Below are 19,605 nucleotides of genomic sequence, written 5' to 3' on the forward strand. Positions count from 1 at the left end.
CCCCCGGGACCCCGGACACCCTCGTAAGGCACGCATGCACAAGGATCTTCTGCGGCTGGCGCGGAGCGAGCGAGCCGTCCGCCGTCACCTGGCCCTCTGCCTCGCCGCCGCGGTCCTCGCCGGGCTGCTCGTCCTGGTCCAGGCGGAACTGCTGGCCGGTGTCCTGTCCGGGCGTTTCGCCGCCGCGGCCCTGCTCCCGCTGGCGCTGGTCGTCGCGGCCCGGGGGGTGCTCGTCCTGCTCCAGGGCGTGGCGGCCGGGCGCACCACGACCGCGGTGAAGTCGGTCCTGCGCCACCGGCTGCTGTCGCGGCTGCGGGACCTGGGCCCGGCCCGGCTGACCTCGCACCGCTCCGGCGAGCTGGTGACACTCACCGGCCGGGGCCTGGACGCCCTCGACCCCTACCTGAACGGCTACCTGCCGTCGGTCGCGGTGGCGGGCGTCGTGCCGGTCGCCGTACTCGTCCGGCTGTTCACCGCCGACCTGGCCAGCGCGGTGATCGTGCTCGTCACGCTCCCGCTGATCCCGATCTTCGGCGCGCTGGTCGGCATGCACACCAAGGCCGTCACCGAACGCCAGTGGCGGGCCCTGTCCCGTCTCGGCGGGCACTTCCTCGACGTGGTCCGCGGCCTGCCGACGCTGCGCGCGTTCGGCCGGGCCCGCTACCAGGCGGAGGTGATCAGGCGGGTCGCCGACGAGCACCGGGCCGCGACCATGCGCACACTGCGGGTGGCGTTCCTGTCGTCGCTGGTGCTGGAGCTGGCCGCGTCGTTGTCGCTGGCCCTGGTCGCGGTCCCGATCGGCCTGCGGCTGCTGGGCGGGACGCTGGACCTGACGGCCGCGCTGCTGGTGCTGCTGCTGGCCCCGGAGGCGTACCTGCCGCTGCGCACCATGGGCAACAGGTTCCACGCCGCGATGGAGGGCGTGGCCGCCGCCGACCAGGCGTTCGCCGTACTGGACGGGGAGAGCGGGACCGGCGGGGACGGCGTGCGCGCGACCGCGCGCGAGGCCGGCGGAGCGGCGCCGCGAGAGCGGCGGGGGGCGCCGGAGATCCGGCTGGAGAACGTCACCGTGCGCTATCCCGGACGTGAGGAGGCGGCGCTGGAGGACGTCTCGCTGGTGATCGCCCCCGGTGAGCGGGTGGCGCTGGTCGGTGAGAGCGGCGCGGGCAAGAGCACCCTGCTCCACCTGCTGCTCGGTTTCGTCACCCCGGAGAGCGGGAGGGTGCTGGTCGACGGGGTCGAGCTCGCGGAGCTCGCCGCGGGCGACGCCTGGCGGCGGCGTCTGGCCTTCGTCCCGCAGCGCCCGCACCTGTTCGCCGTCTCGGTGGCCGACAACATCCGGCTGGGCTCGCCCGCCGCGACGGCCGAGGAGGTCCGGGCGGCCGCGCGGGCCGCGCACGCGGACGGGTTCGTCGCGGAGCTGCCGGAGGGGTACGACACGGTCCTCGGCGAACGCGGCGCGGACCTGTCGGCCGGGCAGCGGCAGCGGGTCGCCCTGGCCCGCGCGTTCTGCCGCCCGGGAGCCGACGTCCTGCTGCTGGACGAGCCGACCGCGCGTCTCGACGGCCGGAGCGAGGCCGCGATCGTCGCGGCCACCCGGGAGCTCGCCGAGGACCGGACCGCGGTGATCGTGGCCCACCGGCCCGCGATGATCGACCTGGCCGGCCGGGTGGTCCGGATCGCCGACGGCCGGGTCGTGTCGGATTCGACGATGATGATCGGGGAGTCGCGATGAACCGGATGAACGGGCGGCTCGCCCTGGCGGCGGCGGCCGGAGCCGCGGCGGAGCTGGCCGGGCTGGGGCTGATCGGATCCGCGGCGTGGCTCATCACCAGGGCGGCCGAGCAGCCGCCGCTGGCGGCGCTGAGCGTCGCGATCGTCGGCGTGCGCGCGTTCGCCACGAGCAAGGGCGTCTTCCGGTACGGCGAGCGCCTGGCCGGGCACGACGTCGCGCTCCGCGCCCAGGCGACGACCCGCGAGCGGCTCTACCGGGCGCTCATCCCGGCGGGGCCGCGCGGCCACGGCGGGGCCGATCTGCTCAGCCGGATGGTCGACGACACCGACGCGGTCCAGGACCTGCTGGTCAGAGGACTGCTCCCGGCGATCGCGGCGGTGGTGACCGGGATCGCGGCCGTGACGATCGGATTCTTCCTGCTCCCGGCGGCGGCGCTGGTGCTGCTGTCCGGACTGCTGATCGCCGGGGTCGCGCTCCCCTCCGGGGTGGCCGCCGTCACGCGGCGCCGGGCGGCGCGGCTCGCCCCGGCCCGGGCCGAGCTCGCCGCCCGGGTCGCCGACCTGCTGCACGGGGCGGCCGACCTGGCCGCCTACGGGGCGAGCGACCGGGCGCTGGCGGCCTCGGCCGAGGCCGACGCCCGGCTGGCCGCGCTGGAACGGGGCCAGGCCCGGGTGAACGCGGTGGCCGCCTTCCTGGGGGTGCTCGCCCAGGGGCTGACCGTCGCCGGGGTGGTGCTGGTGGCCCGGGCGGCGGACGCCGGGACCGTGGCGACCGCCGTACTGGCGTTGACCTCGCTGGTCTCCTTCGAGCCCGTCCTGCCGATGGCCGCCTCCGCCGAGCGGATGACCGGGGTGCTCGCCGCGCTGCGCCGGCTGAAGGAGGTCCGGGCGACCCCGCCCGCCGTCACCGAACCCGGCCGGCCGGCGGCCGTTCCCGGCGGCCCGCTGACGGTGGAGGTCGAGAACCTGGTCGTCCGGCACGCCCCCGGCCGCTCCCCCGCCCTGAACGGCGTCAGCCTGACCCTCACCCCGGGCAGGCGCGTGGCGGTCGTCGGCCCGAGCGGCGCGGGCAAGAGCACCCTGCTGGCGGCCCTGATGCGCCTGGTCGAGCCCGAGTCCGGCGCCATCCGGCTGCGCGGGGAGGACGGTCCGGCGGTCGATCTGCGGGAGCTGCCCTCGGACGAGGTCCGGCGGGTGATGACGGGACTGACGCAGGATCCGTACGTGTTCCAGGCCTCGCTCCGCGACAACCTGCGGCTGGCCGGGCCCGAGGCCGGCGAGGAGGAGCTGGCCGAGGCCGTACGGCGGGCGCGGCTGGAGACGTGGGTGGAGCGCACCGGGTGGGACACCCCGCTCGGGGAGGACGGGCGGACGGTCTCCGGCGGCCAGTTGCAACGGCTGGCGCTGGCGCGGGCGCTGCTGAACGACCCTCCCGTGCTGCTGCTGGACGAACCCGCCGAGGCCCTCGACGAGGAGACCGCCGACGCGCTCATGGCCGACCTGCTCGACGCCACCCGGGGTCGGACGACGCTGCTGGTCACGCACCGGCTGCGCGGCCTGGAGGAGGTGGACGAGATCGTCGTGCTGGAGAACGGCGAGGTCGTCCAGCGGGGCGGCCACGACGAGCTGGTGAACACCCCCGGCTACTACCGGGACCTGTGGCGCTCGGAGGCGCTGGTCTCCCGGCGGTAGGCCGTACCCGGGGACCGTTCCCCCGGAGATCCCGGCCTCGGCGCGGCGGGGCCTTGAGTTGGTATCGCAGTGTGGTTTACAGTTCAAACCAATAGGTTTGCGATACAAACTCATTTGATTCTCCAAGAGGAGCCATGGACGAAGACGAGCGGCCCCTGAGCCCGGAAGAGACGCTCCGGCTGATCGAGCAGCAGGAGACGGTGGTGGCGAAGCGGCTCATCCCCGACATGACGCTGCACCACCTGGCGTGGGGCGCGGCCTGGTTCGTCGGGTTCGGCGCGTTCTTCCTGCACCACGGCCTGTCCGGCACGCCGTACGCGCGGATCCCCATCACGGTCGCGATGGCGCTGCTGACCGGGCTGATGGCCCTGGCCATGCTGGTCAGCGTGTTCACCGTCTGGCAACTGCGCAGCCCCGTGCACGGCGCCTCCCAGGAGCGCGGCTCCCTGTACGGCCTGACCTGGTTCTTCGGCTTCCTCGCCATGTGGATGATCGCCGTCAGGTTCGGATCCCTGCTGCCCGGCCCGGAACGGAGCCTGCTGTGGGCGAGCCTGTCGATGATGGTGGTCGCCATCCTCTACATGGTGAGCGGGATCGTCTGGCCGATCCGGCCGATGTTCGTCCTCGGCGCGGGAGTGGCCGTGCTCAACGCGGTCGGCACCGCCGCCGGTCCGGGCTGGCACGCCCTGCTGATCGCGGTGGGGGCGGGGGGCGGGTCCATCGTCACCGGACTCGTGTCCCGCCGGAGGCGCCGCCGATGACGCCGGAACTCGACCCGGTGATCCACGCGCAGGCCCGGCTCCGGGTGGTGGTCACGCTCAACGCCCTGGCCCAGGGAGACCAGATCACCTTCCCCGGCCTGAAGGACCTGCTCGGCATGACGGCGGGCAACCTCTCCGTGCACCTGAGCAAGCTTGAGGAGGCCGGATACGTGGAGATCGTCAAAACCCATAAGGGCCGCACCCCCGTCACCTACGTCGCCCTCACCCGCCGGGGCCGCCTCGCCTTCGAGGAGTACACCGCGGCGATCCGCGAACTGCTGGGCACGGCCGGAACGCCGGCGCCCGGCGATACCTGACCTTTCTCTCCCCCTCCCCGAAAGGAAGTCCCGTCGATGGCGGAACCCACCGCAGAGCGCATGACCGCGCCCATGGCAACGCGTACGGAGGAGACCCTGGCGCGCGCCGTCGAGGTGAGCCGGCGCTACGGGGACGTGCTGGCGCTGGACGGCCTCTCCCTCGACATCCGCTCCGGCGAGCTGGTCGGCCTGCTCGGCCCGAACGGCGCGGGCAAGTCCACTCTGATCAACCTGTTCGTCGGGCTGCGCAGGCCGAGCTCCGGCCGGGTGGAGCTGCTCGGCGGCTCCCCCGCCGACCCCGCGCGGCGGCGCGGCATCGGCGTCACCCCGCAGGAGACGGGACTCCCGGCGAACCTGCGGGTCCGTGAGGTCGTCGACTTCGTCGCCGCCCACTATCCCAGCGGCGTCGAGCGCGGGGCACTGCTGGAGAGGTTCGGCCTGTCCGGGCTGGAGCGCCGGCAGATCGGCGGGTTGTCGGGCGGGCAGAAGCGGCGGCTCGCGGTGGCGCTGGCGTTCGTCGGCTCCCCCCGGCTGGTCTTCCTCGACGAGCCGACCACCGGCCTGGACGTCGAAGCGCGGCGCTCGTTGTGGGAGGCCATCCGGCACTTCCACGCCGAGGGCGGCACCGTGGTGCTGACCAGCCACTACCTGGAGGAGGTCGAGGCGCTGGCCGAGCGGGTCGTGGTCATCGGGCAGGGCCGGATCCTCGCCGACGGCACCACCGCGGAGGTACGCGACATCGCGGGCGTCCGCCGGGTCACCCTGACCTGCGACGACCTCCCCGGCCTCCCCGAGCTGCCCGGCGTGCTCAGCACGGAGCGCGACGGCGCCCGGACCCACCTGCTCACCACCGACGCCGACACCCTGGTCCGCTCCCTGGTCCGGGCCGACGTCCCCTTCTCCGACCTGGAGATCCGCCCCACCTCCCTGGAGGAGGCGTTCATCACCATCACCGCCCGCGAGTCCCGGGCCGCCTGAGGAGGACGACGTCATGGCACTTCTGCTCACCCACGCCCGGTACCAGTTCCTGGAGACCGTCCGCGTGCCGATCGCCCTGGTCGGCAATGCCTTCTTCCCCGCCGCCGCGATGCTCTTCTTCGTGGTCCCCGCCGCAGGGGACCATCCCGTCGGGGCCACGATCGCCGCCGCGTCGATGATGATCTTCTCGGTCATGACCAGCGGCCTGTTCACCCACGGCATAGGCGTCGCCGAGGACCGCGCCCAGCCGTGGGACCCCTACACCCGCACCCTGCCCGCCGGGCCGTGGCCGCGGTTCGGGGCCCGGGTCCTCACCGCGCTGGGCATGACGCTCATCGGGATCCTGCCGGTGCTGGCCATCGCCGTGTTCCTCACCGAGGCCACCGCGACCCCGGTGCAGCTGCTGCTGGGCCTGGGCGCCCTGGTGGTCGGGTCGATCCCGTTCCAGCTGCTCGGGCTGTTCATCGGCTACGCGCTGCCGCTCAAGGCCGCGGTCGCGGTGGTGCAGCTGGTGTTCTTCCCGATGGCGGTGGGCGGCGGCCTGCTGACGAACCCGATGGACCCCCCGGCGTTCATCGCCGCGGTCGCGCCCTTCCTTCCGACCCGGGGGGCGGCCGAACTGGTCTGGGCGGCGGTCGGGTACGGCACCCCCCGGCCCCTGGCGATGGTCATGTTCGGCGTCTGGATCGTGATCGCGGGGGCCCTGGCCGTGTGGGCTTACCGCCGTGACGAGGGCCGCCGCTTCTCCTGAGAAGGCGCCGGGTTCTCCCGGAACGGCGCCGGGGTGGAATTCTCCCGAGGCGGCGCCGGGGCGAAGACAGCACGGCACCGCCCGCCGGGGTGAAGAAGAAGGCGCCGCCGGACCCCGCAACGGTCCGGCGGCGCCTGCGCCCTCACTCGCCGGTCTTCTCGACGAGGGTCGCGGTGGCGGTGTGGGTCTGGCCGTCGCGGACGTAGGTGAGGACCACCTTGTCCCCCGGCTTGAGGCCGCGGATCACGCCGACCACGGTGGACGAGCCGTCGACCACGGTGTCACCGATCTTGGTGATCAGGTCGCCCTGCTTCAGGCCCGCCTGCGCCGCCGGGCTGCCCTCGGTCACCTGCTGGACCATGGCGCCGCCCGCGTCTCCGATGGCGTCGGCCATGCTCACGCCGAGGAAGGCGTGGGTGACCTTGCCGGTCTCGATGAGCTGCTGGGCGACCTGCTTGGCGGTGTTGATCGGGATGGCGAAGCCGACGCCGATGTTGCCCTCGCCGCCGTTGGTGGCGATGGCGGTGTTGATGCCGATCACCTGCCCGCTCGCGTTGACCAGCGCGCCGCCGGAGTTGCCGGGGTTGATCGCCGCGTCGGTCTGGATGGCCCCGCCGATCGTGGTGGCCGTGCTGCCGCCGCTGCCCGGCTGCTCGCCGCCCCAGCCGGGCGGGAGCTGCTGCCGCCGCTCGCCGCCGACGTTCAGGGTCCGGTCGAGCGCGCTGATGATCCCGGCGCTGACCGAGCCGGACAGCCCGAGCGGGCTGCCGATGGCGAGCACGGAGTCGCCGACCCGGAGCTGGTCGCTGTCACCGAGCGCGGCCTTGGTCAGGCCGGAGACGTTCTCCGCCTTGATGACCGCGAGGTCGGTGGCGGGGTCGGTGCCGACCACCTTGGCGGTGGCGGTCTTGCCGTCGCTGAACTTGACGGTCAGCTGGCCCCCCTGGGCGGCGGAGTCCACGACGTGGTTGTTGGTGAGGATCATCCCGTCCGCGGAGAGGACCACCCCGGAGCCCTCGCTGCTCCCGTTCCCGCCCTTGACCTCGATCGACACGACTGAGGGCTGGACGGCCTTGGCGACGTCGGCGACCGTGGCCGTGTTGCCCACCGGGTTGACCAGCGGGGCCGAGGAGGCGGCGACCGGGGTCCCGTCGTCGAAGGCGGTCGCGGCGAAGGCCCCCGCCACCCCGCCGCCCACGGCCATGGCGGCCAGCGCCAGACCTGCGCCCAGCTTCTGGACGGCGCTCAGCCGCATCCGCTGGGCTGGCACCACCGCGACCGGGGGAACCCCGGGCGCCCCGGAGGGGTGCGCGGCCGGCGGCTCCGTGACCGGGCCGGCGGCGGGCGGAGCGAAGATCGGCTGCTCGACGGTGTGCCGGGACGCGGCGGCCTGCTCGGTGCCGGGGTGTCCCGGGACGGGGTGGACCAGCGTCGGCTCCGTCCCGCTGTCCCGGTTCCCGCCGTCCCGGTTCCCGCCGTCCTGGCCGGCGCGGAAGCCGCCAGCGCGGGGCGGCACCGCGCCGAACTGGGTCCAGCCCGCGTTGCCCGGGGTCCCCCGCCCCGCAGTGGCGTCCTGCGCGGGGACCGAGTCCTGCGCCGAAGTGATGTCCCGCTCGTCCTTGTTGTCGTTCATGTCATCCCCCATGTCCTACGTCCACCCGTGGACGCCACGGTGACGACCGGTTCCTCCGGTGACATCCACGATGCCTGGGAGCGCATAAACACTGCTTAAGAGGATGATCGTGATGATCCGCGTCCCCTGACGGGGGCTTTATCCGCCGTGCTCAGGGGACGGGGCGCGTGCCGTACGGAAACTAAAAAATCATGATTTGGCGGTCCAGTACTCGTCGCGGAGCAGCCGCTTGTAGAGCTTCCCGGTGGGGTGCCGGGGCAGTTCCTCGCGGAAGTCCACGGACTTGGGACACTTGTACGGCGCCAGCCGGGCACGGCAGTACTCGATCAGCTCGGCCTCCAGCCCCGGTCCGGCCCGTTCCATGGACAGCGGCTGGACGACGGCCTTGACCTGCTCGCCCATCTCCTCGTCCGGGACGCCGAAGACCGCCACGTCGGCCACCTCGGGATGGACCGCGAGCACGTTCTCGGCCTCCTGCGGGTAGACGTTCACCCCGCCAGATATGATCATGTAGGAGCGGCGGTCGGTGAGGTAGAGGAAGCCCTCCTCGTCGACGTAGCCGATGTCGCCCAGGGTCGTCCACCCGCGTCCCTGCGGGTCCCGGGAGGCCTTCGTCTTCTCCTCGTCACCGTGGTAGACGAACTGGGGCCCGTCGGAGAAGTAGACCGTGCCGTGCTCGCGCGGCGGCAGCTCGTTGCCGTCCTCGTCGCAGACGTGCACGACGCCCAGGAGCGGGCGGCCGACGGTGCCCTTGTGCTTGAGCCAGTCCTCCGAGCCGACGTAGAGGAAGCCGTTTCCCTCGGTCCCCGCGTAGTACTCGTGGATGATCGGGCCCCACCAGTCGATCATCTGCTCCTTGACCGGGATCGGGCAGGGCGCGGCGGCATGGATCGCGCACCTCAGCGAGGACACGTCGTACTTCGCCCGGACCTCCTGCGGCAGCTTGAGCATCTTGATGAACATGGTGGGCACCCACTGCGCGTGCGTGACGCCGTACTTCTCGATGAGCGCGAGCGCCCGCTCCGGGTCGAAGCGCTCCATCACCACGACGGTCGCGCCCAGACGCTGGAAGGTCATGCAGTAGCGCAGCGGCGCCGCGTGGTAGAGCGGGGCCGGGGAGAGGTAGACGCTGTCGGCCGAGGGCGCGAACAGGAACTGGATGAGCTGCAGCAGCGGGCCCGGTGTGTCCAGGGGAGCCCGGGAGAGGGACGGCTTGACGCCCTTGGGCCGGCCGGTGGTGCCCGAGGAGTAGAGCATGTCCGCGCCCTGGCACTCGTCCTGGAGCGGGGTGGCCGGGTGGGGGGCGACCGCCTCCTCGTAGGAGGCGAATCCGGGGGCGACGCCGTCCAGCATGAGCCGGAGCTCGACCCGGGGGGTGGCGCCGGCGATGGAGGCGGCGACGTCGGCGAGCGCGGCCGAGGAGATGAAGACCCGGGCCTCGCAGTTGTCGACGATGTAGGCGAGCTCGTCGGTCTTCAGACGGGGGCTGATCGCGGTGTAGTAGAGACCGGAGCGGTGCGCCGCCCAGGCCACGGCCAGGAACAGCGGATGGTTCTCCAGCATGAAGGCGATGTGGTCGCCCGGGCGGAGCCCGGCGGCGCGGAACAGGTGGGCGAGACGGTTGGACTCCTCATCGAGTTCGCGGTAGGTGACGACCTTGCCGGAACCCGCCATGATCACAGCGGGTCGGTCCGGCGATGCTGCTGCGATGGCTCCGGGGTGCATAAAACCGAACGCTACTCGGTTCGTTCCCCGCTGAGAAGTGTCCGCTTACACGGCGGAGCCGCGCCCCCCGTGGAGGGGTCGCGGCTCCGCACCTGTGGGTGATGGCCTGCTGCTCCGGACGTCGCGGCCGGGCCGCCTTCGGTCAGGCCTGGCTGTAGACGTGCTCCCAGCCGCCGAAGTAGCCCTTGGGCTCGTTCGGGTTGCCGCGGCCCACCTGGACGTAGATGGCCTTGGCGTCCTTACCGTCGAAGGAGTAGTACTTCGAGTGCTTGGTGCAGTTCTTGAAGCTCTTGTAGTAGACCGAGTCGTCGAAGTTGACGACCTTGAAGGTCTCCCACGCGCAGTGGAACCTCCACTTGCCCCACCACTTGTGGTTGGTGAGCTTGCTGTCAACGGTGAAGGGGTAGTCGTGGACCCACTTCCAGACCTTCTTCTTGTGCCAGGTCTTGACCCACACACACTTCTTCTTGCCGTTCTTCCAGTAGCACTTCTTGACGACCTTGGAGTACTTCTTCCAGTACCACTTCTTGTAGGAGTTCTTGTGGACCGTGACCTCGCCCTCGGCCTCGGCCTTGTGGTTGGCGGAGTAGTACGGTCCCCAGGTGTCGTGGAAGTAGGGGGGTGTGACGGTCGAGGTGGCCTTGGCGGGAGCTGCCGCTGTTTCGGTCGAGGCATTTGCGGCGACCGGAGCGCCCAGCGCCAGAAGGGTGGCCACCCCCGCGCCAACCAGGAAACGGGTGACGAATCGCATCGAGGGGTCCTCTCGGGAATGAGGATTTTCTGACGTTCCCGTTGTACGACCCGGCGATTGCCGTCCACTTTCAATCCGCTTTAAGCACCAGGCCACGCCGATAATCCGATAGACGGATTTTCCCGATCTTTTCTGATAAAGATCGGGAAAATCCTGGCACGACCTGGCTATTCCCGCGTCCGCCGGAGGAAACGATCAGCTGATCACAGCGAGGAGCGGTCGCCTCACCCGGCGGAGCCGGTCATTGAGCGGCGGCGGTCACTGGGCGGCGGCGGTCACTGGGCGGCGGCGGGGATGACCGAGCCGCTGTAGGTGTCCTCGATGAACTTCTTCACCTCGGGACCGGCAAGCAGCTCGGCGAGCTTGACCACGCGCGGGTCCTGCTCCTTGCCCGCGGCCACGACCAGGCCGTTGGCGTACGGGTTGCCCTCCGCCTTCTCCAGGACCAGCGCGTCGGCGGCGGGCTTGAGACCGGCCTCGATGGCGTAGTTGCCGTTGATGACGGCGGCGTCGACGTCCTCCAGCGCGCGGGGCAGCTGGGCGGCCTCCAGCGGCTGGAAGGTCAGGTTCTTCGGGTTGCCGGTGACGTCGCGCTCGGTGGCGGCGGTGCCGACGCCCTCCTTGAGGGTGACCACGCCGTTGTCGGCCAGCAGCTTCAGCGCCCGGCCCAGGTTGGTCGCGTCGTTGGGCACGGCCACGGTCGCGCCGTCGGCCAGCTCGGCGGCGGCCTTGATCTTCTTGGAGTAGAGGCCCAGCGGCTCCAGGTGCACGTCCTTGACGTAGGTCAGCTTGGTGCCCTTGGAGGCGTTGAAGTCGTCCAGGTACGGCCGGTGCTGGAAGAAGTTGGCGTCGAGCTGGCCGTCGTTGAGCTGGACGTTCGGCTGGACGTAGTCGGTGAACTCGACGATCTCCAGGTCCAGGCCCTGCTTGGCGGCGAGGTTGTCCTTGACGAACTTCAGGATCGCCGCGTGCGGGACCGGGGTGGCGCCGACCTTGAACGTCTCCCCCGCCGCGGGTGTGGCGGACCCGGTGGTGGTGCCGGACTCGGTCGAGCCGCAGGCGGTCAGGGCCAGCGCCAGGGCGGTGGCGGCGGATGCGATGGCGAAGAACCTGCGCATGGTGTGCGCTCCTTTTCAGCTGTGCGATCCGGGACCCGCTCGTAACGGGGTCCCGGGGAAAGGAAGAGTGAGGGTGTCGGTGGCGTGCTCGGCGGGCTGCTCGGCGGTCCGCTCAGTGGCGCGCGAGGCGGCGGGCGATGGCGTCGCCGAGGGTCTGCACGAGCTGGACGATGACGATCAGCACGATGACGGTGACCACCATGAGGGTGGTCTCGAAGCGCTGGTAGCCGTACCGGATGGCCAGGTCGCCGAGGCCGCCTCCGCCGATCACCCCGGCCATGGCCGAGTAGGAGATCAGCGCGACCACGGTCACGGTCAGCCCCGCGACCAGACCGGACCTGGCCTCGGGCAGGAGGACCTTGCCGATGATCGTCCAGCGGCCCGCGCCCATGGCCTGGGCGGCCTGCACCGTGTCCCGGCCGACCTCGCGCAGCGCGGTCTCCACCAGCCGGGCGAAGAACGGCGCCGCGCCGAGGGTCAGCGGGACGACGGCGGCGAAGGTGCCGATGGTGGTGCCCACGATCAGCCGGGTCAGCGGGATGACCGCGATCATCAGGACGATGAAGGGCAGTGACCGCCCGACGTTGACGATCAGGCCGAGCACCCGGTTGAGCAGCGGGGAGGGCAGCAGCCCGCCCCGGTCGGTGACGACCAGCGCGACGCCGAGCGGGAGCCCGAGCAGCACGGTGAACAGCGTGGACCAGACGACCATCAGGGCGGTCTGCCCGGTCGACTCCCACAGCAGCGGGCCCATCTCATCCCAGGTCATCGGGTCTCCTTCGCCGGCCCCGTGACCGAGGTGCCGTTTCCGCCGGTTCGACTGTTCCCATCGGCGCGGTTGTACGCATCGGCCCGCTCGCCCCGCACGCTCACCGGGGCCTCCTCCACCAGAAGGCCGCGCTCGGCGAGATAGCTGAGGGCGGCGGCGCGCTCGTCCCCGGTGAGACGGACCCTGAGCCGCCCGGCCGAGACGCCGGCCACCTCCTCCAGCGCCCCTCCGAGGATGCTCACGTCCACGTCGAACTTGCGCACGACCTCCGATACCACGGGCTCGTCGGCCCGTCCGGTGAAGGTGATCGTGACATTTCCGGGCTCGGGGGCGGGCAGGGGGAACAGTTCGGCGGCCAGCCGTGAGCCGGGCCGGGCGATCAGCTCGGCGATGCCGCCCGACTCCTCGATCAGCCCGTCGCGCATGACGGCGACCGAGTCGCAGATGCCCTTGACCACGTGCATCTCGTGAGTGATCAGCAGAATGGTCAGGCCCAGCTCGCGGTTGAGGTTCTTGAGCAGGGCGAGGATCGACTGCGTGGTGCCCGGGTCGAGGGCCGAGGTGGCCTCGTCCGACAGCAGCACCGAGGGATTGCCGGCCAGCGCGCGGGCGATCCCGACCCGCTGCTTCTGCCCGCCGGACAGCTGCCCCGGATACGCCCCGGCCTTGTCGGCCAGCCCGACCAGTTCCAGCAGCTCGGCCACCCGCCTGGACCGCTCGGCCCGGCCGACGCCCATCACCTCCAGCGGGAAGGCGACGTTCCCGGCGACGGTGCGCGACGACAGCAGGGCGAAGTGCTGGTGGATCATCCCGATCCCCTGCCGGGCCCGGCGCAGGTCGGCCTCGCCGAGCGCGGTCAGTTCCCGGCCCGCCACGGAGACGGTGCCCGCGGTGGGCCGCTCCAGCAGGTTCACGCAGCGCAGCAACGTGCTCTTGCCGGCGCCGCTCTGCCCGAGCACGCCGAAGATCTCGCCCTCGCTGACGTGGAGGTCGACGCCGTCCAGGGCGACGACCTCACGCCCCCGATCACGATAGACCTTGCGCAGGCCTGACACATCGATCACAACGGTTCCCCAACATGAAATAGATCACGAAAAAAGACGTCAGGCGGGGAAGGGCTAGCGCGTGCCGGGAGGGAACGGCAGGTGGCTCAGGCGGCGCAGGACGAGGGTGTCCGCGGGGCAGCTCATGGCGTGAGGACCTTTTTCGGCGAGGAACGGGCTGGGACGTCGGCGCGAGCGGGGGTCACCGGCTTCAGCGCATCGAGGGCATGCCGCCCATGGCGCAACACGTGCGGGACATCCCGCACATGCGCGCGGCACGACACATGACCTGGCCCTCGGGGGTCATCCGGATGTCGTGCGCCTCGTTCACGTCTGCCTCAACACGACGCCTTCCACCGGCATTCCCCCCAGGTCACGTGATGCTCATCACACTCATGGGCATCCGGCGGCCCGCACCGCGCGGACACCCCCGTCGCGCGCGGTTCCGGGCCGCCGGGTGACCCCGCCCGCCGGGGAGGCGGAGCCGTGACGGCGCCGGTGATCCTCCGGCCGGCGGCCGGGCCGGAGGGACGCATCCTAAGGCGCGCCGAGGACCGTCCGTTCCTCCCACAGGCCGATGCGGATCCGGACGTATGGCCGATGCAGACCCGGACGTATGGCCGATCCGGCGGACGATCTTCCTTTCCTAGGGTCGGACCGTCCGCCGGGACGACCGGCACCGACCACGAGGGGGACCACTCCATGAACCACACCGCTTCCCGGCGCTCCGGCACGCGGGCGGCGAGCGGGCGCGGGCGCCGCCTCACGGCACTCTCCGCCGCCTGCGCCGCGACCGTCGCCCTGGCCGCCTCCCTCGCCTCCCCGCCCGCCTCCGCGGCCGGATCCGTCACCCCGGCGTCCGCGCCCGGGACCGTCACCCCGGTCTCCGCGGCCGGAACCTCCGCCCCCGCGTACGGCCGGGCCCGGCTCCAGCGCGACGTCGACGCCCTCCGCAAGATCGGAGTCATCGGCGTCGACGCGCAGGTGGTCACCGCCGGCGGCCGCCGCCTGGTCGCCACCGCCGGCGTCGCCGACCTGCGTACCGGGCGGCCCGTCCCGCCGGGCGGCTACACCCGGATCGCCAGCGTGACCAAGACCTTCGTCGCCACCGTGGTCCTGCAGCTCGTCGAAGAGGGCACGCTGTCCCTGGACGACACCGTCGAGCGCTGGCTGCCCGGCGTGGTGAGGGGCAACGGCAACGACGGCGGCGCGATCACGATCCGCCACCTCCTCCAGCACACCAGCGGCATCCCCGAGGCCTACCCGTCCTTCGCCTCGGTGGAGGACTACCTCAAGCACCGCTACGACCCCTTCACCGCCGAGCAGGTCGTGGCCAAGGCCATGAAGAGCAGGCCGGGCTTCGCTCCCGGCGAGAGCTGGATGTACTCCAACACCGGCTACCTGCTGATCAGCATGATCATCGAGAAGGCCACCGGGAACCCCTGGCACGCCGAGGTCCGCGATCGCATCAGCAGGCCCCTCGGGCTGAGGCACACGCGCTGGGCGGGCTACTCGGTGAAAGTCCCCTCGCCGCACGCCAGGGGTTACATGGTGGGTGTGAGGAAGACGCCGCTGGACGTCACCGATCACTTCGACGGCGACGCGGCCGGCGGGCTCATCTCCACCACCGGTGACGTCAACCGGTTCCTGCGCGCCCTGGCCGGCGGCGAACTGCTGTCACCCGCGACGCTGGAGCAGATGCGCGCCACCGTCCCGGCCACGCCCTTCGAGGAGGCCTGGCCGGGCGTGCGCTACGGGCTGGGAGTGATGTCACGCCCCCTGTCGTGCGGTGGCGTCTACTGGAGCCACGGCGGCGACGACCCCGGATACCAGACCCGCACCGGCGTCACCGCCGACGGCCGGCGCAGCGTCGTGCTGGCGATGTCCTCGCAGTTCGGCGACTCCCGCACACTGGCTCAGGAGAAGGCCGCCACCGAACTGGTCGACCGCGCCCTCTGCGGGAAGTGAGCGGAGCCCACCCCCTCTGCCGCACGCCCTCCACCGGCGGACTGACGGAACACGGCCGATACGGAACAGGGCCGGTGCCGCGGCCTTCCGACCGGGGGCGCGTCAGCGGTAGGGGTCGCGGAGCGGGGTGATCCACGGCCTCCAGCCGCGGGGTGCCGTACAGCACGGAGCTCATGACGATGTGGACGAATCATCCGGTCAATCGACGTGATGATTCGTCCATATGCGTCATCCGTCCAGGCGAACCGGCATCTCCTTGATGGAGTTGACGAAGTTGGAGCGCAGGCGGCGCACCCGCCCGGCGGGGGCGATGTCCGGGGCACGCTCGGCCAGAACCTCGAACAGCACCCGGACCTCCATGCGGGCCAGGTGGGCGCCGAGGCAGAAGTGCGGGCCGCCGCCGCCGAAGCCGATGTGCGGGTTGGGGTCGCGGCCGATGTCGAAGGTGTCCGCGTCGGGGAAGACGTCCGCGTCACGGTTGCCCGAGGGGTAGTAGAGGACGACCTTCTCCCCCGCCGGGATCTTCTGGCCGCCGAGCTCGGTGTCGGTGAGCGTGGTGCGGCGCATGGTGATCACCGGGGAGACCCAGCGGACGACCTCGTCGGGGAGCGTGCGCAGCAGCGATCGGTCGTCCAGCAGCCGCCGCCACTGGTCCGGGTGGTCGAAGAACGCCTGGAGCCCGCCGGAGGCGGCGTTGCGGGTGGTCTCGTTGCCCGCCACGGCCAGCAGCATCACGAACACGCCGAGGGAGAGGTCGTCCATGCTGGTGCCGTCCTCGCCGGGGGCGACCAGCTTGCTGACGATGTCGTCGCGCGGCTCGGCACGGCGCTGCGCGCCGAGGGCGGAGGCGTAGTTGAGCAGCTCGAAGATCGGCGTCAGGTCACCGGTGGCGAACTCCGGGTCGTCGGCGCCGATGAGCGCGTTCGACCAGGTGAAGATCTTCTCCCGGTCCTCGGGGGGCGCACCGAGCAGCTCGCAGATCACGTACAGCGGGAGCGGCGCGGCGATGTCGGCGACGAAGTCCGCCGAGCCGCGCTCCAGGGCGGCGCCGACCAGGCCGTGGCAGATCTCGCGGATGTGCTCCTCGAGCTTGCCGATCATGCGGGGGGTGAAGCCCCGGTTGACGATGCCGCGGGTGGCGGTGTGCTCCGGCGGGTCCTGGAAGAGCATCATGAGCCGGTTCCGGGAGAGCTGCTCCTCGGTCGGGTCCGGCACCATGATGCCGCCCGCGTAGGAGGAGAAGACCTCCGGATGCCGGGAGACATGCTGGATGTCGGCGTGCCGGGTGACGGCCCAGAACCCGGGCCCTCCGGGCTCGGCGTGCCGGTGGACGGGGCTGTTCTCCCGGAGCCGGGCGTAGCGGTCCCAGGGAACCCCGATCTCATACAGCGAGGGGTGGTAGATGTCGATCTCGGTGGTCATCGAGTGCCTTCTGTACGACATGTCAGCGGATGGCTCCGAACAACACCATCTTCGTGATCATGCGCTGGGATTGGCAATCGGTGGGTGCCGGAGCGAGGGGCCGAGGCGCCCTGCGACGGCCGAGGCGGCCGGATTCACTGCGATGCCGACGGCTCGGCCGGCAGCCGGACGGTGAAGACGGTGCCACCGCCCTCACGCGGCGCGGCGGTCACGGTCCCGCCGTGCGCCTCCACGATCACCTTGGTGATGGCCAGACCCAGCCCGGTGCCCTTGATCTTGGCCGCCCGCGCGGTGGAGGAACGGAAGAACCGGGAGAACAGCTGCCCGTACTGCTCGGCCGGGATGCCGATACCGGTGTCGGCGACGGTCACCAGGACCGCCCTGTCGCGTTCGCGTCCGTCCTGCCGGCTCTCCTCCATGCCGGTGCCGGTGCCGGTGCCGGTGTCGGTGTCATGGTCGGCGGTGACGGTGACGGTGCCCCCGTCGGGCGTGTACTTGATCGCGTTCGACAGCAGGTTGTCCAGTACCTGTCGCAGCCGCAACGGGTCGGCGTGCACGTGCAGGTGGTGCGGCAGCTCCATCTGCAGGGTGATCCCCTTGGCCGCCGCGACCGCCCGGTGCTCATCCACGGCCTGGCGGATCAGCCCGGTCAGCCACATCGGACGCGCATCGACGCTCACCTGGCCGCTCTCCAGCCGGGCCAGATCCAGAAGGTCGTCCACCAGGCGCTGAAGGTGCTCGCTTTTGCGGTCGATGGCCCCGATGAACTCCCGGTACTCCTCCGGCAGGCCGGGAGCCTCGCCGAGCATCTGGGCGTAGCCGCGGATGATGCCGACGGGGTTGCGCAGCTCGTGGCTGACCACCGCCATCAGGTCGTCCTTCATCGCGTCCAGTTGCCGGAGCCGCTTCATCTGCTGTCGCTGCTGATCGAGCAGGCGTTCCCGCTCCTCGGCGATCTGGCGGCGTTCGGTGACGTCGCTGGAGATGCCGTCCACCAGCAGCCGCGTCCCTTCGCGGCGGGGGGCGCCCCGGCTCCAGATCCAGCGGGTGACGCCGTCCATGCCGATGAGCCGGTACTCCAGCTGGGCCTGGTCGCCGGCGATGAGCTCGGCGCAGTAGGCGAGGAAGGCGTCGCGGTCGTCGGGGTGGACGAAACGCAGCATGACGGCGATGAAGTCGTCGTCGGGATCGAGGTGCAGCCGTCCGCCGAACGCGGTGGTGTGCTCGGTGTTGACATAGATCGGGCGGGCGGTGCCGTCGGGCCGGATCTCGACGGTCCAGGCCTTGTCGGTGAGCTGGTTGACGATCCGGTCGAACTGGCGGCGGCTCTCGGCCAGGGCGACGGTGAGCTCCTCGGCGCGGCGGCGCTCCATATAGCGGCCCATATGGGCGCACACCCCGTCCAGCAGCTCGACCAGGTCGTCGTCGGGCGGCTGGGAATGGCCGGCGGCGAACAGCAGCACGCCCAGCGCGTGGCCGCCGCTGCACACCGGCAGGGCCAGGACGCAGCGCAGGCCGGCCTCCAGCGCGCCCTGCCTGCGGGAGAACTCGCAGGGGTCGTCCTGCAGGTCGGTGATCCAGATCGGCTCACCACGCTCCCAGGCCAGCCCCGGCAGCGCCTTCCCGCGGGGGAACGTGACCGGCCGGTCACCGGTGAAGGCCGACAGGTCCCGGCCGGGTCTGCTCCAGGAACCGATCCGGGTGATGCCGCTCCGGTCGTCATCGACCTGCCAGTATTCACCGCAGTCCCAGTCCAGTGCCTCGGTGACGGCGGCGACCACGCCGTCGGCGGCCTCCTGGCTGGAGGCGGCGTCGGCCAGCACCCGGGCCGCGGCGTGCTGCGCCGAGCGCAGCACTTCGGCCCGGTGCCGGTCGGTGATGTCGTCCAAGGTCACCACCGCGCCCAGGCGCCGCCCGTCGGGGGTGTCGATCGGCCGGCCGTTGACGGTGAACCGGCGCGCGGCGGCACCGGGCGGTCGCATGACGACCTGCTGGCCGTCGACACGTTCGCCGGCCAGCGCCCGCGCCAGCGGCACCTGCGCGCCGCGCAGCGGCGTGCGCCCGTCGGCGGCCAGCAGCCCGAAGGCCTCGCCCATCTCCAGGACATGCAGGTCTGAGCTCTGGTTGCAGACCTGCCGCAGCGGCTGGTTGACCACGATCACCCGGCCGTCGCTGTCACAGGCGCCGACCCGCACGTTCAGGCTGTCCACCAGCGCCCGCCAGAACACGGGTTGATCTTCGAGGCGGCGCCGCTCCCGGGAGCGGTCACCGATGTCGTGCACCGCCTGCGCACCCTCGTGCCGCTCGGACGGCTCGGACGGCTCAGACGGCTCAGACGGCTCAGACGGCTCAGACGGCTCAGACGGCTCGGACGGCTCAGACGACTCAGACGACTCAGACGGCTCAGACGGCTCGGACGATGTGACCCGCGCCAGTCGCACGGCGATCTCGGCCTCCGCGAGCGCGGCCAGATCCTCCAAGGCGCTCAGCTGCTCGCCGCTCCACTGCCGGGGCTCGGCGTCGATCACGCACAACACGCCCAGCACCTGGTCGCGGCCGGCCCTCAGCGGCATCCCGGCGTAGGAGGCGACCCGTCCGTCACGGACGGCCTCGATCTCCCGCCAGCGCGCGTCGGCGTGGGTGTCGGGCACGGTCAGCGGCGCATCGGTGACCACGATCTGCCGGCACAGTGTCTGTACCAAGGGCGTCCGCCCGGGACGCTTGGGACGGGCGGACCCGGCCGCGCTGATGACGACCTCGCAGTCGGCGTCGATCAGCGACACCATCGCCGCCGGCACCTGCAGGCACCGGACCGCCAGCCGGGTCACCCGATCCAACGGCGGCACCTCGTCCGCTTCCAGCAGGCCGGTGGCGTGCAGCGTCCGCAGCCGCTGGACGTCCTGGATGTGATTCGTTGCCGCCACGGATCTCATCTCCCCCGAG

At 71.7% G+C, this 19,605-nt stretch carries 15 protein-coding genes; 7 read left to right on the forward strand and 8 right to left on the reverse strand.

All coding sequences use genetic code 11. The features are described from left to right. Positions 1-34: 34 nt before the first annotated feature. From cydD to IEZ08_RS02305, 6 genes are all read left to right on the forward strand, one after another. Entirely contained in the window at positions 35-1,735 is a 1,701-nt protein-coding gene (cydD, locus tag IEZ08_RS02280; protein WP_068922960.1) for a thiol reductant ABC exporter subunit CydD, read from the forward strand. Further along, positions 1,732-3,426: a thiol reductant ABC exporter subunit CydC gene (cydC, locus tag IEZ08_RS02285; protein ID WP_189241555.1), complete on the forward strand. Its 1,695-nt coding sequence runs from the start codon at positions 1,732-1,734 to the stop codon at positions 3,424-3,426. Before cydD ends, cydC begins: the two co-directional genes overlap by 4 nt. Before the next feature lie 134 nt (positions 3,427-3,560). Continuing rightward, complete coding sequence (locus IEZ08_RS02290; RefSeq protein ID WP_068922958.1) at positions 3,561-4,187, forward strand: hypothetical protein; 627 nt, start codon at positions 3,561-3,563, stop codon at positions 4,185-4,187. Further along, positions 4,184-4,504 carry a winged helix-turn-helix domain-containing protein gene (locus IEZ08_RS02295; protein ID WP_068922957.1) on the forward strand — a complete coding sequence of 107 codons (321 nt, stop codon included), beginning with the start codon at positions 4,184-4,186 and terminating at the stop codon, positions 4,502-4,504. Before IEZ08_RS02290 ends, IEZ08_RS02295 begins: the two co-directional genes overlap by 4 nt. A 72-nt stretch (positions 4,505-4,576) precedes the next feature. Beyond that, complete coding sequence (locus IEZ08_RS02300; protein WP_189241556.1) at positions 4,577-5,482, forward strand: ABC transporter ATP-binding protein; 906 nt, start codon at positions 4,577-4,579, stop codon at positions 5,480-5,482. Positions 5,483-5,495: 13 nt separating this feature from the next. Beyond that, positions 5,496-6,233, forward strand: a complete 738-nt coding sequence (locus IEZ08_RS02305) for an ABC transporter permease (protein WP_068922956.1) — start codon at positions 5,496-5,498, stop codon at positions 6,231-6,233. A gap of 142 nt (positions 6,234-6,375) precedes the next feature. Here the strand turns inward: IEZ08_RS02305 and IEZ08_RS02310 are convergent, their stop codons facing one another. The 6 genes from IEZ08_RS02310 to IEZ08_RS02335 all read right to left on the reverse strand — a co-directional run bounded on the left by IEZ08_RS02310 (position 6,376) and on the right by IEZ08_RS02335 (position 13,293). Next, positions 6,376-7,866, reverse strand: a complete 1,491-nt coding sequence (locus IEZ08_RS02310; RefSeq protein WP_229802866.1) for a S1C family serine protease — start codon at positions 7,864-7,866, stop codon at positions 6,376-6,378. Positions 7,867-8,055: 189 nt separating this feature from the next. Then, positions 8,056-9,591: an acyl-CoA synthetase gene (locus IEZ08_RS02315; protein ID WP_189241557.1), complete on the reverse strand. Its 1,536-nt coding sequence runs from the start codon at positions 9,589-9,591 to the stop codon at positions 8,056-8,058. A gap of 142 nt (positions 9,592-9,733) precedes the next feature. Continuing rightward, the gene (locus tag IEZ08_RS02320) at positions 9,734-10,342 is read right to left on the reverse strand and encodes a hypothetical protein (protein ID WP_189241558.1); all 609 of its coding nucleotides are present in this window, start codon (positions 10,340-10,342) and stop codon (positions 9,734-9,736) included. A 275-nt stretch (positions 10,343-10,617) separates the two neighbouring features. Then, a complete protein-coding gene (locus tag IEZ08_RS02325; RefSeq protein WP_068922953.1) occupies positions 10,618-11,460 on the reverse strand; it encodes a MetQ/NlpA family ABC transporter substrate-binding protein in 843 nt (280 codons plus the stop codon). Positions 11,461-11,572: 112 nt separating this feature from the next. After that, complete coding sequence (locus tag IEZ08_RS02330) at positions 11,573-12,229, reverse strand: methionine ABC transporter permease (protein ID WP_068922952.1); 657 nt, start codon at positions 12,227-12,229, stop codon at positions 11,573-11,575. Beyond that, positions 12,226-13,293 (reverse strand): methionine ABC transporter ATP-binding protein, encoded by a 1,068-nt coding sequence (locus IEZ08_RS02335; protein WP_084779991.1) that lies wholly within the window; start codon positions 13,291-13,293, stop codon positions 12,226-12,228. Before IEZ08_RS02335 ends, IEZ08_RS02330 begins: the two co-directional genes overlap by 4 nt. A 681-nt stretch (positions 13,294-13,974) precedes the next feature. Between IEZ08_RS02335 and IEZ08_RS02340 the strand changes: the two genes are divergently transcribed. Beyond that, complete coding sequence (locus tag IEZ08_RS02340) at positions 13,975-15,240, forward strand: serine hydrolase domain-containing protein (RefSeq protein ID WP_084779990.1); 1,266 nt, start codon at positions 13,975-13,977, stop codon at positions 15,238-15,240. Between the two features lie 228 nt (positions 15,241-15,468). Here IEZ08_RS02340 and IEZ08_RS02345 read toward each other — a convergent pair whose 3' ends face one another. Beyond that, a complete protein-coding gene (locus IEZ08_RS02345) occupies positions 15,469-16,662 on the reverse strand; it encodes a cytochrome P450 (RefSeq protein ID WP_068922951.1) in 1,194 nt (397 codons plus the stop codon). Between the two features lie 134 nt (positions 16,663-16,796). Beyond that, entirely contained in the window at positions 16,797-19,586 is a 2,790-nt protein-coding gene (locus IEZ08_RS02350; RefSeq protein WP_189241559.1) for an ATP-binding protein, read from the reverse strand. Positions 19,587-19,605: the final 19 nt, after the last annotated feature.

This window comes from Planobispora rosea, assembly GCF_014648175.1.
Classification (GTDB): Bacteria; Actinomycetota; Actinomycetes; order Streptosporangiales; family Streptosporangiaceae; genus Planobispora; species Planobispora rosea.

Bases quoted from the DNA above. Each gene is read 5' to 3' on its own strand.
- IEZ08_RS02295 (WP_068922957.1), top strand. From the start codon at position 4,184: ATGACGCCGGAACTCGACCCGGTGATCCACGCGCAGGCCCGGCTCCGG.
- IEZ08_RS02310 (WP_229802866.1), bottom strand. From the start codon at position 7,866: ATGAACGACAACAAGGACGAGCGGGACATCACTTCGGCGCAGGACTCG.
- IEZ08_RS02320 (WP_189241558.1), bottom strand. From the start codon at position 10,342: ATGCGATTCGTCACCCGTTTCCTGGTTGGCGCGGGGGTGGCCACCCTT.
- cydC (WP_189241555.1), top strand. From the start codon at position 1,732: ATGAACCGGATGAACGGGCGGCTCGCCCTGGCGGCGGCGGCCGGAGCC.
- IEZ08_RS02315 (WP_189241557.1), bottom strand. From the start codon at position 9,591: ATGCACCCCGGAGCCATCGCAGCAGCATCGCCGGACCGACCCGCTGTG.
- IEZ08_RS02325 (WP_068922953.1), bottom strand. From the start codon at position 11,460: ATGCGCAGGTTCTTCGCCATCGCATCCGCCGCCACCGCCCTGGCGCTG.
- IEZ08_RS02340 (WP_084779990.1), top strand. From the start codon at position 13,975: ATGAACCACACCGCTTCCCGGCGCTCCGGCACGCGGGCGGCGAGCGGG.
- IEZ08_RS02305 (WP_068922956.1), top strand. From the start codon at position 5,496: ATGGCACTTCTGCTCACCCACGCCCGGTACCAGTTCCTGGAGACCGTC.
- IEZ08_RS02300 (WP_189241556.1), top strand. From the start codon at position 4,577: ATGGCAACGCGTACGGAGGAGACCCTGGCGCGCGCCGTCGAGGTGAGC.
- IEZ08_RS02345 (WP_068922951.1), bottom strand. From the start codon at position 16,662: ATGACCACCGAGATCGACATCTACCACCCCTCGCTGTATGAGATCGGG.
- IEZ08_RS02330 (WP_068922952.1), bottom strand. From the start codon at position 12,229: ATGACCTGGGATGAGATGGGCCCGCTGCTGTGGGAGTCGACCGGGCAG.
- cydD (WP_068922960.1), top strand. From the start codon at position 35: ATGCACAAGGATCTTCTGCGGCTGGCGCGGAGCGAGCGAGCCGTCCGC.
- IEZ08_RS02290 (WP_068922958.1), top strand. From the start codon at position 3,561: ATGGACGAAGACGAGCGGCCCCTGAGCCCGGAAGAGACGCTCCGGCTG.